At 52.4% G+C, this 13,844-nt stretch carries 20 protein-coding genes and 2 tRNA genes; 10 read left to right on the top strand and 12 right to left on the bottom strand.

Features of this window, described 5'->3' with window-relative positions; genetic code table 11:
* The first annotated feature begins 7 nt into the window (after positions 1-7).
* Positions 8-2,218: a glycoside hydrolase gene (locus tag H6F67_RS08685; protein ID WP_190765351.1), complete on the top strand. Its 2,211-nt coding sequence runs from the start codon at positions 8-10 to the stop codon at positions 2,216-2,218.
* 236 nt (positions 2,219-2,454) lie between these two features.
* Here the strand turns inward: H6F67_RS08685 and H6F67_RS08680 are convergent, their stop codons facing one another.
* From H6F67_RS08680 to H6F67_RS08670, 3 genes are all read right to left on the bottom strand, one after another.
* A complete protein-coding gene (locus H6F67_RS08680; protein WP_190765349.1) occupies positions 2,455-2,847 on the bottom strand; it encodes an ACP S-malonyltransferase in 393 nt (130 codons plus the stop codon).
* Positions 2,844-3,230: a DUF433 domain-containing protein gene (locus tag H6F67_RS08675; RefSeq protein ID WP_190765347.1), complete on the bottom strand. Its 387-nt coding sequence runs from the start codon at positions 3,228-3,230 to the stop codon at positions 2,844-2,846. Before H6F67_RS08675 ends, H6F67_RS08680 begins: the two co-directional genes overlap by 4 nt.
* 77 nt (positions 3,231-3,307) lie before the next feature.
* The gene (locus H6F67_RS08670) at positions 3,308-3,643 is read right to left on the bottom strand and encodes a hypothetical protein (protein ID WP_190765345.1); all 336 of its coding nucleotides are present in this window, start codon (positions 3,641-3,643) and stop codon (positions 3,308-3,310) included.
* 100 nt (positions 3,644-3,743) lie between these two features.
* Between H6F67_RS08670 and H6F67_RS08665 the strand changes: the two genes are divergently transcribed.
* Together H6F67_RS08665 and leuB are read left to right on the top strand one after the other, a co-directional pair.
* Positions 3,744-4,028, top strand: a complete 285-nt coding sequence (locus H6F67_RS08665) for a hypothetical protein (protein WP_190765343.1) — start codon at positions 3,744-3,746, stop codon at positions 4,026-4,028.
* On the top strand, positions 4,029-5,114 hold the full coding sequence (leuB, locus tag H6F67_RS08660) for a 3-isopropylmalate dehydrogenase (RefSeq protein ID WP_190765398.1): 1,086 nt from the start codon (positions 4,029-4,031) through the stop codon (positions 5,112-5,114).
* 230 nt (positions 5,115-5,344) lie between these two features.
* Here the strand turns inward: leuB and H6F67_RS08655 are convergent, their stop codons facing one another.
* From H6F67_RS08655 to H6F67_RS08645, 3 genes are read right to left on the bottom strand one after another with little or no spacing between them, the layout of a single operon-like run.
* Entirely contained in the window at positions 5,345-5,758 is a 414-nt protein-coding gene (locus H6F67_RS08655; RefSeq protein WP_190765341.1) for a TIGR02588 family protein, read from the bottom strand.
* The gene (locus H6F67_RS08650; RefSeq protein ID WP_396797768.1) at positions 5,755-6,591 is read right to left on the bottom strand and encodes a TIGR02587 family membrane protein; all 837 of its coding nucleotides are present in this window, start codon (positions 6,589-6,591) and stop codon (positions 5,755-5,757) included. The genes H6F67_RS08655 and H6F67_RS08650 overlap by 4 nt, the downstream gene beginning before the upstream one ends.
* The gene (locus H6F67_RS08645; protein WP_190765339.1) at positions 6,563-6,754 is read right to left on the bottom strand and encodes a hypothetical protein; all 192 of its coding nucleotides are present in this window, start codon (positions 6,752-6,754) and stop codon (positions 6,563-6,565) included. Before H6F67_RS08645 ends, H6F67_RS08650 begins: the two co-directional genes overlap by 29 nt.
* Before the next feature lie 19 nt (positions 6,755-6,773).
* Between H6F67_RS08645 and H6F67_RS08640 the strand changes: the two genes are divergently transcribed.
* Positions 6,774-6,855 (top strand) — tRNA-Tyr (locus H6F67_RS08640).
* A gap of 89 nt (positions 6,856-6,944) precedes the next feature.
* Positions 6,945-7,016, top strand: a tRNA-Thr gene (locus H6F67_RS08635).
* A 92-nt stretch (positions 7,017-7,108) separates the two neighbouring features.
* Here H6F67_RS08635 and H6F67_RS08630 read toward each other — a convergent pair.
* The gene (locus tag H6F67_RS08630) at positions 7,109-7,264 is read right to left on the bottom strand and encodes a hypothetical protein (protein ID WP_190765337.1); all 156 of its coding nucleotides are present in this window, start codon (positions 7,262-7,264) and stop codon (positions 7,109-7,111) included.
* A 62-nt stretch (positions 7,265-7,326) separates the two neighbouring features.
* On the opposite strand from H6F67_RS08630, the gene H6F67_RS08625 reads away from it, so the two are divergent.
* Both H6F67_RS08625 and H6F67_RS08620 read left to right on the top strand, forming a co-directional pair.
* On the top strand, positions 7,327-7,695 hold the full coding sequence (locus tag H6F67_RS08625) for a DUF4864 domain-containing protein (protein ID WP_190765335.1): 369 nt from the start codon (positions 7,327-7,329) through the stop codon (positions 7,693-7,695).
* Positions 7,685-8,071 carry a VOC family protein gene (locus H6F67_RS08620; RefSeq protein ID WP_190765333.1) on the top strand — a complete coding sequence of 129 codons (387 nt, stop codon included), beginning with the start codon at positions 7,685-7,687 and terminating at the stop codon, positions 8,069-8,071. The genes H6F67_RS08625 and H6F67_RS08620 overlap by 11 nt, the downstream gene beginning before the upstream one ends.
* Here H6F67_RS08620 and H6F67_RS08615 read toward each other — a convergent pair.
* Positions 8,068-8,331 (bottom strand): hypothetical protein, encoded by a 264-nt coding sequence (locus H6F67_RS08615; RefSeq protein ID WP_190765402.1) that lies wholly within the window; start codon positions 8,329-8,331, stop codon positions 8,068-8,070. The genes H6F67_RS08620 and H6F67_RS08615 overlap by 4 nt on opposite strands.
* A 184-nt stretch (positions 8,332-8,515) precedes the next feature.
* Positions 8,516-8,938: a large conductance mechanosensitive channel protein MscL gene (mscL, locus tag H6F67_RS08610; protein ID WP_190765392.1), complete on the bottom strand. Its 423-nt coding sequence runs from the start codon at positions 8,936-8,938 to the stop codon at positions 8,516-8,518.
* A 446-nt stretch (positions 8,939-9,384) separates the two neighbouring features.
* Between mscL and H6F67_RS08605 the strand changes: the two genes are divergently transcribed.
* On the top strand, positions 9,385-10,035 hold the full coding sequence (locus tag H6F67_RS08605) for a hypothetical protein (RefSeq protein ID WP_190765331.1): 651 nt from the start codon (positions 9,385-9,387) through the stop codon (positions 10,033-10,035).
* A gap of 327 nt (positions 10,036-10,362) precedes the next feature.
* On the opposite strand, the gene H6F67_RS08600 is transcribed toward H6F67_RS08605, so the two are convergent.
* The 3 genes from H6F67_RS08600 to purB all read right to left on the bottom strand — a co-directional run bounded on the left by H6F67_RS08600 (position 10,363) and on the right by purB (position 12,462).
* On the bottom strand, positions 10,363-10,506 hold the full coding sequence (locus H6F67_RS08600; RefSeq protein ID WP_190765329.1) for a hypothetical protein: 144 nt from the start codon (positions 10,504-10,506) through the stop codon (positions 10,363-10,365).
* A 134-nt stretch (positions 10,507-10,640) separates the two neighbouring features.
* Positions 10,641-10,913: a GlsB/YeaQ/YmgE family stress response membrane protein gene (locus tag H6F67_RS08595; protein WP_190765327.1), complete on the bottom strand. Its 273-nt coding sequence runs from the start codon at positions 10,911-10,913 to the stop codon at positions 10,641-10,643.
* A gap of 253 nt (positions 10,914-11,166) precedes the next feature.
* Positions 11,167-12,462 (bottom strand): adenylosuccinate lyase, encoded by a 1,296-nt coding sequence (purB, locus tag H6F67_RS08590; protein WP_190765325.1) that lies wholly within the window; start codon positions 12,460-12,462, stop codon positions 11,167-11,169.
* A 233-nt stretch (positions 12,463-12,695) separates the two neighbouring features.
* On the opposite strand from purB, the gene H6F67_RS08585 reads away from it, so the two are divergent.
* The gene (locus H6F67_RS08585) at positions 12,696-13,316 is read left to right on the top strand and encodes a DUF6391 domain-containing protein (protein WP_190765323.1); all 621 of its coding nucleotides are present in this window, start codon (positions 12,696-12,698) and stop codon (positions 13,314-13,316) included.
* Between the two features lie 139 nt (positions 13,317-13,455).
* Positions 13,456-13,842 carry a photosystem I reaction center subunit IV gene (locus tag H6F67_RS08580; RefSeq protein WP_190765321.1) on the top strand — a complete coding sequence of 129 codons (387 nt, stop codon included), beginning with the start codon at positions 13,456-13,458 and terminating at the stop codon, positions 13,840-13,842.
* Positions 13,843-13,844 lie beyond the last annotated feature (2 nt).

Raw genomic sequence — 13,844 nt, 5'->3', positions numbered from 1 at the left:
TACTCTTATGCCCCATCCTCTCCACGTTGCTTTCATCTGGCATCAGCATCAGCCGCTCTACAAAAGCCGCATCGCCAAGGAATATCGTCTCCCTTGGGTGCGACTGCACGGCACAAAAGATTATCTCGATCTCGTCCTGCTGCTAGAGCGCTATCCGAAGCTGCATCAAACGGTGAATCTGGTTCCCTCGCTGATTTTGCAGCTTGAAGATTATGTGGCAGGAACGGCGTTTGATCCTTATCTTTCGCTGGCTTTGAGGTCGATCGATCAACTCTCAATTGAACAGCGTCAGTTCATCATCGAACATTTCTTCGACGCCAATCACCACACGCTGATCGATCCGCATCCGCGCTACGCCGAACTGTTTGGACAGCGGCAGGAGAAGGGTCGATCGTGGTGTTTGGAAAATTGGCGCGATTCCGACTACAGCGATCTCCTCGCTTGGCATAACCTCGCCTGGATCGATCCGCTGTTTTGGGATGATCCCGAAATTGAGCAGTGGCTGAAGCAGGGAAAAGATTTTTCCTTGAGCGATCGCCAGCGCATTTACTCCAAACAGCGGCAAATCCTCAGCCGGATCATTCCCCAGCATCACAAAATGCAGGAAGCCGGACAGATTGAAGTTACCACCACGCCCTACACGCATCCGATTTTGCCGCTGCTCGCCGACACAAATGCAGGTCGCGTCGCTGTTCCAAATATCACCCTGCCGAAGTACCGATTCAGTTGGGCGGAAGATATTCCCCGTCATCTGAATCGCGCCAAGCAAATGTATGAGGAGCGGTTCGGGCGATCGCCTCGCGGCCTGTGGCCTTCGGAACAATCGGTCAGTCCCGCCATTCTGCCCGACATCGCCGCCAGCGGCTTCGAGTGGATTTGCTCGGATGAAGCCGTGCTGGGCTATTCGATCGACACCTTCTTTCACCGCGACGCCTCCGGCAACGTGATCGAACCCGAAAAGCTCTATCAGCCGTATCGGTTGCCGACCGAGAACGGCGACTTGGCGATCGTCTTTCGAGATCATCGCCTATCTGACCTGATCGGCTTCACCTACAGCGCCATGTCGCCCCAGCAGGCCGCGATCGATCTGGTCGGGCATCTGGAGGCGATCGGGCGATCGCTGCGGCAGTCTGAAGCGCCGCATCTGGTGACGATCGCGCTGGATGGCGAAAACTGCTGGGAATATTATCCGCAGGACGGCAAGCCGTTCCTGGAAGCGCTCTATCAGATGTTGAGCGATCACACGGGGATCAAGCTCGTCACCGTGTCCGAATATCTCGACCAGTTTCCACCCGCCGCCACAATTCCCGCCGAAAAACTGCACAGCGGCTCGTGGGTCGATGGCAGCTTCACGACCTGGATTGGCGATCCGGCCAAAAATCGCGCTTGGGATTTGCTGACAGAGGCACGATTGACGCTGCAAAGTCATCCTGAAGCGACCGAGGAAAACAATCCCGAAGCTTGGGAAGCCCTCTATGCTGCCGAAGGTTCCGACTGGTTCTGGTGGTTTGGCGAAGGCCATTCTTCCAATCAAGATGCGATGTTCGATCAGTTGTTTCGCGAACATTTGGTTGCCCTCTACCAAGCCCTCAACGAACCGATTCCGGCAAATGTGCGGATGCAGGTCGAGCGACACGATCGCGGCGGAGATCATTTCCCGCAGAGCTTCATTCATCCGGCGATCGACGGGCGCGGCGACGAACAAGACTGGGACAAAGCCGGACGCTTTGACATCGGCGGCGCACGCGGCACAATGCACCAAAGCAGCACGGTTCAGCGCTTGTGGTACGGCATCGACCACCTGAATTTCTATCTGCGGCTCGACTTCAAATCCGGGGCGCGTCCGGGCGACGACATTCCCCCGGAACTCCATCTGCTCTGGTTCTATCCCGATCGTCCCTTGCCAAACAGCCCCGCCCCGATCGCTCTTTTGCCCGACGAGGCTCCGCTGAACTACCGCTTCCATCACCACTTGGGCGTGAATCTGCTGACGAAATCGATTTGGTTTCAGCAGGCGATCGATCGATCGCAGTGGGCAGCGTACCCAACGCGGGCGCGAGTGGCGATCGAATCTTGCCTGGAACTGGCGATCCCCTGGGCAGATTTGCATCAGGTGGAACCCGATTGGGGAATGCGCCTCGTGATTGTTTTGGCCGAAGAAGGCCGCTTTGTTAGCTATCTGCCGGAAAACCGTTTGATTCCGGTGACAGTGCCGTGAGTTGAAATTGTGCGGGCGATCGAGCTAGATTTTTCATCGATGAAAAATGAATCATGAAACCGATCCGCAAAATCAGTTTGGCTAATTTCAAGCGCCCCAATCCCAGATCGATCGCCGCCAAGATCTGAGAAAATCAAACCATGTCTCAGACTTATTATTTGATTCGATCGAAAGCAGACGGTCAGGTGTGTTTCAATTACGATCGCCTGTTTGAACACCCAATCCAAAGAATCAAGTTAGGGAATGTAGATTCGACCAACTCCCCTATAGTTGTCAATATCCAGTAAAATCTCAACTAAACGACTTGCACATCGTTCACGATAGTTCTGCTCATCTAGTCGCTCTTTGTTGCCGATCGTCACAACTGGAAGCGATGTAGTTGTGTTGTTTTCTCGAATGACTTGTTCTAGCGAGCCGTCACCCTTCATGTTTCGATTGGCTGTCAGAATAATCATCTGATTTGATTGAGCAGCCTGCCATACTTGTTGATCGTTGCTGTTCTCAACTAAACCAACTTTCTCAAATCCAATAAAGCGAATCGGCATCAATTCAAGCCATCCCCTAGCGGCGATCGTGCCCCAGAGCAATGCTGCTTGTCCTCTCAAGTTGTAGTCGATCAAAAAATTCATACCTCGGATTCAAGCCTATCTTTCCAAGCTTGAAGCTTAGACTGAATCGCGGCTTGATCGAGTTTAGGAGACAGGGCAGCAAGCCGCGCAAAATGTTCTCGATTGCGTTCTTCCCAATACTGGCGATCGACTTCTGCCATTTGCAAAACTTGCTGATACTCGGCTTCGACTTCAGCTCGATGCGCTTTGATATAGGTCAGCGCTGCATCCACTTGAGCATCAGTGAGGCAAAGCTTTTCACGAATCAGTTTTGCAGGATAATCAACCGTCAGATAGTCCATCACGTCGTAAAGCGTGATTCGGGTTCCGGCGATCGTCAGTCCCCATTCTGTTCGGATGATCGATCGATCGTTTAATGCTTGTTCACCAGACGCAGGAGCCATATTCATCTCCTAAAAGCTGTCTTCATCGTATCTCATTCAAGGTGTTGGGTTGAGGGGTGAAACCCAACCTACAGCTTTCAGGTAGAACAAGCAATAAAAATATGCTCTCTTGCTTTTCGAGCCTGAAGCAAAGAAATGAGAGTGTCCATCCCATCACCCTCAACAATCAATTTTGCCGTGTGACCTTGTGGAATCACTTCTATATTTCTGCCATAGAACTCGACATTTTTTAATGTGAGTCGAATGCTTGCAGCAACACCTAAATCAATGCACGTGAGATGTGGAATATGACCACTGACCTGCGTTTTTGTAATCGCTGTAAATGTAGAGCCAACAGGAATATCTTCATCCCCAATGTTGCTTCCTGTTACCTCTTCAAGCGGATTAGCTGCATCAACTTCAAAATGCATCATTGTAGTTAAGAGTTGTAAATTCACGTCTAAAGTAATTGCCCTCCCAAAACATTATTCCCTACGACATCCGATCGCCGCCAAGATCTGAGAAAATCAAACCATGTCTCAGACCTATTATTTGATTCGATCGAAAGCAGACGGTCAATATCTTGTAGCGCGTCCCAACCAGGATGCCGCAGATGCGGGCTATGTGCTGATGTTTCGGGAGCAGTATGACGCCCTCAGCTATCTCAACGCACACGGCAAAGGCGTTTCCGATCGCTTTGGGGTCGAGTCAATTCCGGCCACGCAGATGAAAGCGCTGCTCGATCGCTGGGGCTTTACTGGAATTGGCATGGTGTCTGACCCGCTTGTGCCGCAAATTGAATTTCTCACTCACCGCTAAATCATGACGAACTATCGAATTACCCTGCTTCCCGGTGACGGCATCGGGCCAGAAATTATGGCGGTGACGGTAGCCGTCCTCAAAGAAGTCGGCTCGCAGCTTGATCTCACGTTTGAGTTTCAAGAAGCCCTGATGGGTGGCGCAGCGATCGATGCCACCGGAAACCCTTTACCCGAAGAAACGCTGACCGCCTGCCGCAACAGCGATGCCGTTTTGCTGGCGGCGATCGGCGGCTACAAGTGGGACAATCTGCCGCGCCATCAGCGACCGGAAACCGGACTGCTCGGCCTCCGCGCCGGACTGGGACTGTTCGCCAATTTGCGTCCTGCAAAAATTTTGCCGCAGCTTGTCGATGCATCGAGCCTCAAGCGCGAAGTCGTGGAAGGCGTCGATATCATGGTGGTGCGCGAACTGACGGGCGGCATCTACTTCGGTCAGCCAAAAGGGATTTTTGAAACGGAAACCGGAGAAAAGCGCGGCGTCAATACGATGGCTTACACCGAGTCGGAAATCGATCGCATCGGGCGCGTCGCTTTTGAAACCGCTCGCAAGCGCAGCAAACGTTTATGTTCGGTCGATAAAGCGAACGTGCTGGATGTCTCGCAGCTTTGGCGCGATCGCATCACTGCCCTGTCGAGCGAATACCCGGACGTGGAACTGTCGCACCTGTATGTCGATGCCGCCGCGATGCAGATTATTCGCAACCCGAAACAGTTTGACACGATCGTTACGGGCAACCTGTTTGGCGATATTCTCTCGGATGCCGCCGCCATGCTGACGGGCAGCATTGGCATGTTACCGTCTGCCAGCATGGGCGCAGCCAATCCCGGTGTATTTGAACCTGTTCACGGTTCCGCCCCAGACATTGCCGGACAAGACAAGGCAAATCCGATCGCGCAAGTCCTGAGTGCGGCAATGATGCTGCGCTATGGTTTGAGTGAACCGGAAGCCGCCGATCGACTGGAACAGGCAGTCTTGAAGGTGTTGGAGCAGGGCGATCGAACCGGAGACATAATGTCTCCCGGAATGAATCTGCTCGGCTGTCAGGCAATGGGCGATGCCTTGCTGCAAGCGATTCAGTCGTAGCCAAGGCAGAAGGCACAGGGCAAAAGGGGGCGGCTCGAAAACCCGGGTCGCGGCGGGTAAGCTAATGTGGCGTACATTGACACTCACCGATATGACCTTTGGGAGTCCAGAGGGCAGCCCCTAGATGGGGTGGGAGGTTTGGAGAGGGGGCGAAGCCCTTTCTCCAATAGCTCGGAAAAAGAGAGCAATCCTAGCAATCAAAAATTTGTTTCCATCAGCAAAATCAACGCTCAAGGCAGCTTGTAGCTGGCAATTCGCAGGACGACTTCGCCGTTTTGAGGATTTTCGGAGAAGACAAATGCGCCTTCTTCGGTTTCCCCGCCGGATAAGAAGTCGATTTGCTGTTCGCCAGATTCTTGCACTTCGCCATTGACGACTAGATCGCCCATCACCTGAACAGATTCTGCCGTGCCGCCGCCGCTGTTGATGACGCTGAACGGCACATAAAACTGGCCGGACACCGATCGAATCTCGCCGGATCGCTCGACGGCAATTTCTGGAGGCTGCTGCCGAGCTTCATCTCGCCACAGCCAGCCGACCATGCCGACGATCGCCGCAAGAATCGCACTGGCAATGCCAAAGCTTGTCCATTCAGCGAGCGATCGCGGTTCTGAACGGGGATTAGCGATCGGTTGCTCAGTCATACAGCAAGCCTCCCTGCGGCTCCGCCTACGGTTGCAGGCAGTCCCAAAATTAACGTGTAGCGCAGCCACATCGACAGCGGATCGTCAAACTGAAGCTGCTGAAAAAACCACAGCAAAAAAGCACTGATCAGCAGCGAAACCAAATAAGACATGACCGTTTCACTGAGCGGTCTTTGAAACAATCCGCGCTGCTGACGGCGATGGTCTTGGTTGGCAAAGCCTGACTGAAACACAATGCCGTAGGAAATCAGCAGCGACGCTGCCATCAGTGCCAGCAGCCAAGGAGCCGATATTCCCGCTGCCAGCATTGCCACCTCATCGGTTGGAGCGATGCTGGCAGAAATGATGCTCGCGCCGATCGCTGTTGCCCCGATATCTGCGATCGTGGCGTTGATCACGCCGTCCTGCTGGCCGTTTTGATTGGCCGCATCCTTGCTGCTCAAAAACAAATTTGCCAGCGCGACACCCAGCGAAAAGGGAATGCCCTCAAACAGCACTTTGCCGAGTGCTTCATCTAGCGACACTTCCGGCGTAACTTCCCGCAGCAGCACCAAAATAATCGTCGTGCAAACAAAGCCGATCGCCAACGCCTCGATCGTGTCTTTCAAGGCGTCCACCATCCGGATATTTTGCGTGTGACGAAAGCCTGCCGTGCGACTGAGCAAAAAAACTGCGACAAACGCCGTGACAATCGCCGCTAGCATCATGGGCGGTTCAATGAACGAACCAATCCACCAAACTTCCATCGTGTAGAGCAGCGGAATTCCAAACAAAAAGCCGCCACAGCTGCCGCGAACGAGGTCGTTAAGTTCGCTCTGCCAAGCGGAATTCAATTTTGCTGGTTTGCCCGACATCATCGCCTGCGATCGCGCTGGGGAATCTGATTATACAGTTCTTGCGGCAGGCGATCGCGTCCTGCTTGAAGTAGGCTTTGCCTGAAAAGATTTGAAAAATTTGGGGCGATCGCCTCGGATGCTCTTCCACTTGTGCTAACATTCTTAATTGTGGAATGAATGGGTCGATGCCCGAGTGGTTAATGGGGGCGGACTGTAAATCCGCTGGCTATGCCTACGCTGGTTCAAATCCAGCTCGGCCCATCCATAAACGAATTGTCAATTCGTCGTTCGGAATTAAAGCTGCGATCGCTCTGCATCAATTGCGAATTGCAAGCTCCGGATTATTATCTGCCCGTGTGGCTCAGTGGTAGAGCACACCCTTGGTAAGGGTGAGGTCATGAGTTCAATCCTCATCACGGGCTTTTAGATTTTTCCAGCTTCTTGGCGATCGCAAGGTCAAGCCAAGTGATTGAGCTGCAAAGCATTCACTCAAAGATAATTTGTGGAAGACACACTAACGACTCACCGTTCGACTAATTGCCCGCAGCGGTAGTTTGACCAGATCGATCGCGTGGTAGCGGTGAGAAATGTTGACGCCTGCTGCCGACTTCACCCAGTAGAGCAGATACAGACCTAGCACAACGACGATCGCCCATTGCAGCTTCTTCATCTTTCTTCGCAATATTATAGAAGCTGTATAGTTATAGCATTGCAACCGGACAGGAGGCCAAGATGCTGTCGGAAATCGATCGCCGAGCCATTCGTCACGTGATTGGACGGCAGCTTGAAGCGTTTCGGCGCGATGATGCAGACGAAGCGTTTGCCTTTGCCAGTCCTGCAATTCAGGCGCAGTTTGAATCGCCGACTCGGTTCATGGCAATGGTGCGATCGAGCTACGCGCCTGTTTACCGTCCGCGCTCAATTCTGTTTCAAGAAATTGTGGCGATCGAGGGTTATCCGGCTCAAAAGCTGGCGCTGATGGATGCCAACGGTCAACTGTTCACCGCGTTCTATCTGATGGAGCCGCAGCCCAACGGACGCTGGCGCATTCAGGGCTGCTTTTTGATGCCGCTAGAGGTGATGCAAGCCGATGAAGACTGAAGGCATTCACCACATCGCTATCATCTGCTCAAACTATGATCGCTCTAAACGCTTCTACACTGAAGTTTTGGGTTTTGCAGTGCTGGCCGAAACCTACCGCGCCGAACGTCAATCCTACAAGCTGGATTTGCGCGTCAGCGATGCGGTAGCGATCGAACTGTTTTCGTTTCCCCAGCCGCCGGATCGTCCTAGCCGTCCCGAAGCCTGCGGCCTGCGACATCTTGCCTTTGCCGTTGCCGATCTGGATGCAGCCTGCGACGAATTGCGATCGCAGGGTATCGCGATCGAGCCAGTTCGCGTTGATGAATTGACGAATAAGCGCTTTACGTTCTTCCAAGATCCAGACGGTCTGCCGCTGGAGCTGTACGAACGCTAGGGCGGCAGTTCGCAGCCGACGCCATCTGGCCTACGATTCGGTCCGCCATCGAAGTTGTGCGGATCAGGTGGGAGAACCGGAAAATTTCGATATGCAATATCTGCACAGTCTAAATCGGGCGGGGGTGGAGCGATGCAGATTGTAGGATAGCTGGGGTCACAGGTCGATCGCGCCTGCCGCATCGGTATCGCGAACATCAGCGCGAGAGCGATCGCCGCCAGTAGAAATTTGCTTATCCTTCTCCAGCGAACCTGTCTCATCAAATCACCTTGCAGTCAAAACGCTTTTCGCTTCAGCAAATTCTATCTGAAGCCGTTTGGAACAAGGTGAATCGATACAACTATCTTTATTGAGTCTTTATTAAGCTGAATTTGAGAGGAGAACCGGGTTCAAATTTGGCAGGTAACACTGGAAGACGGTTTTCCTCTCATGAATTTCAAGAACCTAAATCGTGCGGCGATCGATCGTTTGCGTGAGGCGATCGATCGAACTGGTCAATCGTTCTTGTGCCGCCAACACCGGATCAGCAGGTTCTTCAGCGGCAGCTTCTTCGCGAATAAAGCGGCGTTTGGCCGCTTCAAGAGCACGAATCATCAAAAAGATTACCAACGAAATCACCAAGAAATTCAGCACCGCCGAGAGAAACAAGCCGTACTTGATGCCATTAGCCTGCAACCTTGCCAGATCGTCTACATTGGCGGCTTGCAGTGCCGGATTCAAAATCAAAGGCGTCACGATGTCCTCAACGAACGAGTTCACAATTTGTCCGAACGCGCCGCCAATGATGACCGCGACTGCGAGATCCACCACGTTGCCTCGCATGATGAATTCTCGAAAATCGCTCAAAAAGCTTCTGCTTCTTCTCATTGCCATCTGCTTTTCTCCTTATGCTGGAGCGATCAGTCCGCTCACAAAAACATTTAAGTTTGATGAACAAAAAAACTATACCAGCCTTTTCCGCGATTGCAAGTAGCCAAGCTGCATAAAATCTGGCTCAGAAAAAATCGGAATTGAAGCATCCCCGTGCTGCGATCGCGGTGGTCAATCCCCCGCCCCACTCAAGATTCACTGAATCGATCAGCAAGACTTAAATTCATTCGCAGAAGACTCGCTAGAAACAGCTAAAACGGCTCGCAGCATTCCCGAAAGCAGAACAGAACGCTGTATATAGAAAAAAATTTGGAATTTTCTCGGAATTTACCCTAATTTTGGCTTGAGTTGATTGCGGTAGCAAATTATGATATTAAACCAGCGAGTGATAGGCGATCGATTGGTGAATTTTTTCTTCGCCGTAGTCTAAGGACACAAAACCCATGAGTAACACTACGGCCTTTCTATCAGGGTGTGCTATTACCGGAGTCGCGGCGGTTTTGCTGCTGGGCGGCGGTTTCGCAGTCGGGCAATATCGCAACAATGTGCCGCCTGGAGCCTTGCCCACTCCGACCCAAACGCTTCCGGGCGTGCCCGAAACGGCAACGCCCATTCCCGTGCCTCCCTATCCGACGAATCTGACAGAAACCAACAGCGACCCACAACTGACCAGAGACCTTGAGCAGCAACGCACCGAAACGGCAGCGCTCAAGTCGCAGGTTGAAGATCTCAAGCGCCAAGTTGAACAGCAGCGTAACGACATGCAGCGCTTGACAGCACAAATTCAAGTTCAGCAGGAGACCCTCAACACGATCGCGGCTCGCTCCGATCGTGGCGATGCCCTGAGCGGGTCGGGTCAGTCGCAAACCTTGCTGATGGGAGCGGTTGGGTTTGGCTTTTTAGTCGTCTTGGGAGGCGGCGGTGCAGTGCTGATCGGCGTGATTGTGCTGCTGGTGCAGTCGCAGCGGCGATCGAATCGCACGATGCACGTGATTCATCCGGTGCAGCCAACCTACAGCTTCAGCGATCAAGACCTGCTGCCATCGCAGATGCGTCCCCGTCGCGCTCGGCAAATCAACTACTACGAAGATTGATCGGTTGAAGATGGATTGGCGCTTCCATTCAGCTCCAGCAAATGCTGATCAAACGCTTGACGAGTGGAAAAATTTCAAGTTGCGCTTCCATGTTTGAGAGTTTTAGCAGCATTCGGGCTTGTCCACTCCGTGAGCAAAGCGCGAATTTAACGCTTTTTGTTCAGGCGATGACTTGTGCGCCTTCAGTTAACTGAGAATCTGTCCTGGCTGATCGACAATTGCAGGATTCATGCGAATTGCGACTGAAAATCAGCTATGAAACAGTTCGATCGCTCTGGTGCAAGTCACCGGAAGACCTTAAAAACGCGATTGAGACTGTGCTGTATTCTATTTATTTTTCTTGTCGGGCGATGGCTCGGTGTTTTGTCCATCGGGTGCAGGTTTGTGTACCGCGCCCTGACCGTGCTTTTGCACCTCAGACGACTGGCCTTGGTCATCATCCGAAGGTTTGCCTGGTTTTTTGTCGCTCATAATCTGCTGAGTGATGAACTTTCTGGTTCTATCACGGTTTGGGCAAGACCAAAACACTGTTTTTACTGAAGACGGAAAAAGCTCGATCGCCTGACCGAGCTTTTTTCCAAATTAAGCAACTTTGAAAAGAGAAACTACGCAGCGCTACGGCGATTCAAAGCACCCCAAATAAACAAGGCGATCACTGCACCCAAAACGGCGATCGCAATACCCGGAATTGAAAAGGAAGTTGCGGCAATTTGCAGTGAATTGTAAACCAGTAGCGAATAGATCAAACCACCCACAAATGCACCAATCACACCTAGCAGCATCGTGCCAAGAATGCCGCCACCCTGACGACCGGGGTAAATGGCTTTGGCGATCGCACCTGCAATTAAACCTAAAACAATCCAAGCGAGAATACCCATCTTTAAAAGCTCCTTTAACTGACTTACTGAATGTATTCATCATGCCAAGAAGCTGATTTGAACCTATCTGCCAGGTGGGGTAATCTAAGGCGATCGAAAGGAATAATTCAACGCGCAGCAAAGCCAAATATTTCTGCTTCTACTGGTTGAGAACTTCAATCAAAATGCAGAGATGCTCTTTATAAAACTCAATATTCGGACTTTGGAAAAATCACTTTGCTGCGTTCGCAGTTCATCAATTTCTTGCACCAGCTTAAATATTCAGTCGTTGATAAATCACGTCGAGATGCTTGAGATGCTGCTGCGGATCGAAGCAGGCATCGATCGCTGCTTTGTCTAAATGCTTCTGCACTCGTTCATCTTGTCGAATCAGCGCTTCAAAGTTTCCGTTTGGCTGATTCCAAGCAGTGTGAGCGCAAGACTGCACGATCGAATATGCCTCTTCGCGGCTCAAGCCTTTGTCCACCAAGGCGAGCAAAACGCGCTGGCTGAACACGACGCCGCCGAAGCAGTTCATATTCCGCTGCATATTTTCGGGATAAACCAGCAGATTTTTCACCAAATCCGTGATTTCCGCCAGCATGAAGTGCGTCACGGTGAGACAGTCGGGAAACATCATCCGCTCCACCGAACTGTGCGAGATGTCGCGCTCGTGCCACAGGGCAATATTTTCCAAGGCAGCAACCGCATAGCCCCGAACAATTCGCGCCATTCCGGTCAGCCGCTCCGATCGAATTGGGTTGCGCTTGTGCGGCATCGCGGACGAGCCTTTTTGCCCTTTCGAGAAAAATTCTTCCACTTCCAAGACATCAGTGCGCTGGAGGTTGCGAATCTCGACGGCAAATCGCTCGATCGAAGCGGCCAACAGTGCCAAAACCTGCACGTACTGCGCGTGGCGATCGCGAGAAATGACCTGAGTGGAAGCGGTATCCGGTTCCAGTCCGAGTTTTTGACAGGCGATCGCTTCAATCTGCGGATCAACATTCGCGTAGGTTCCGACTGCACCGGAAATTTTGCCAACCGCAATTTCGGAATGCAGGCGACAAAGGCGATCGCGATGACGCAGCATTTCCGCTAGCCATCCGGCCAGCTTGAAGCCAAAGGTGATCGGTTCGGCGTGAATGCCGTGCGATCGCCCGATCATGACCGTATCGCGATGCTGCTGCGCCTGATAGCGAATTGCCTGAATGCACGCTTCAAGCTGACTGCCTAGCACATCCAGACTGGCGACGAGTTGCAGCGCCAAGGCCGTATCGAGAATGTCGGAACTGGTCAAGCCTAAGTGAATGTAGCGTCCCGCCTCTCCGACATACTCATTTACATTTGTCAAAAAGGCGATCATGTCGTGCTTAACTTCTGCTTCGATCTCCAAGACGCGCTTGGGATCAAAGTTCGCTTTTGCCTTGATCGTTTCGACTGCTTCAGCCGGAATGTAGCCGAGTTCGGCTTGCGCTTCGCAAACGGCAATCTCGACTTGCAGCCAGGTTTTGAGCTTGTAGGTATCCGTCCACAAGTCGCCCATTTCAGGCAAAGTATAACGCTCGATCAAGGCTTTCTTGCCCCAGAACACAACGTGACTTATTGTATCGCAGGGGAGTTGACGATCGAGCAGGATTGATTAATGTGGGAGCGATCGAGCTTGTGTCCAACTGAAATTTGCAAAGAGGATCTGTCTGAGATGCTCGATTGTTTCAACCGCAAAGAACGCTTTGCTATTTGTGACCAAAACGGCGATCGCGATCGACAGCCGCTACAGTTGAAGCAGAACATTTCGCACGTGCTATGACCGCTACTGCTTCCGCGACACCATTTGATTTTGCGCCCCAGCCTGGGCAAGACGACGAACTGCTGCAACAGCTAGGGTTTGTTCCAGGACTCAGAGAACTGCTTGCCGTTCGTCAAGTTCATGCGCTTGAACATGCAACAGTTTGGGTGTTGAGCGAACCGCAGTTGGAAATGAGCAGCGATCGCCTGCTGGGTGGAATGTCTACCGAGACAGGCTTTTATCTGTATGGTGATGTGCCGACCGCAGTGGTCAATCGCGCCGTGCGGATTGCGCTCGATCGCCTCACCAGGGGCGAATGGAATTTGGCCGTGCACCCGCGCTGCGGCACGAATTTGTCGGTGGGAATGCTGATGACAGCAGGACTGGCGATCGGCGTGAATTTATTTTTGCCCAAAGACCCGATCGGACAGTTGATCGGCTTGGGCATGGCGGCGGCGACGGCGACTTCGATCGCGCCAGATGTGGGTGCAGTCGTGCAAAAGTATGTGACAACGGCAATTCCGTTCAATTTGGAAATTGTCGCGGTGCATCCAAGTCGCGACTGGAGCGGCAGGCCGCAGCATTTTGTCGAACTTCGCTGGGTGGAAGCGCAATCGAACGTTGCGATTGAACATTGATAGCAATAAAACTTAAAGACGCGGCTACTCAAAACGCTCCAGCGCAATAGTACGCTGAGAAACAACCACCGCAAGCAGCTTCTTGTCCGCAGCGGTGCTGAGTATTATTGCCAGATTGATGATCTGAAGGAAAGCACTTATGGTTCAACGCGGTTCGATCGTTCGGATTCTCCGTAAAGAATCGTATTGGTACAACGATACCGGAACAGTTGCTTCGGTAGACCAAAGCGGCATCAAATATCCCGTGATTGTTCGCTTCAACAAAATCAACTATGCAGGCGTCAACACCAACAACTACGCCATGAATGAAGTGGTGGAAGTGTCGGCTCCCGTCGCCAAAAAGGTCAGCGCCGTTGCATCTCCCGACGGTGCATCCGGCGGCAAGCAAACCACGCTGGACGAGCGGACGCGCCGCACAGGTCAAGGCGGAGGCCAAGACACCCGCAGCCGCGCTCGCACAGAAGCACCGGGAACCGACAACCCGCGTGTCGAAGGTGACGCCAACCAAGGGACAGATTCGCGCTAAGC

The organism is Microcoleus sp. FACHB-1515, from assembly GCF_014696105.1.
In the GTDB taxonomy this organism is placed as follows: Bacteria; Cyanobacteriota; Cyanobacteriia; order Elainellales; family Elainellaceae; genus JAAUTJ01.
This window is presented reverse-complemented; position numbering and strand designations above follow the sequence as displayed.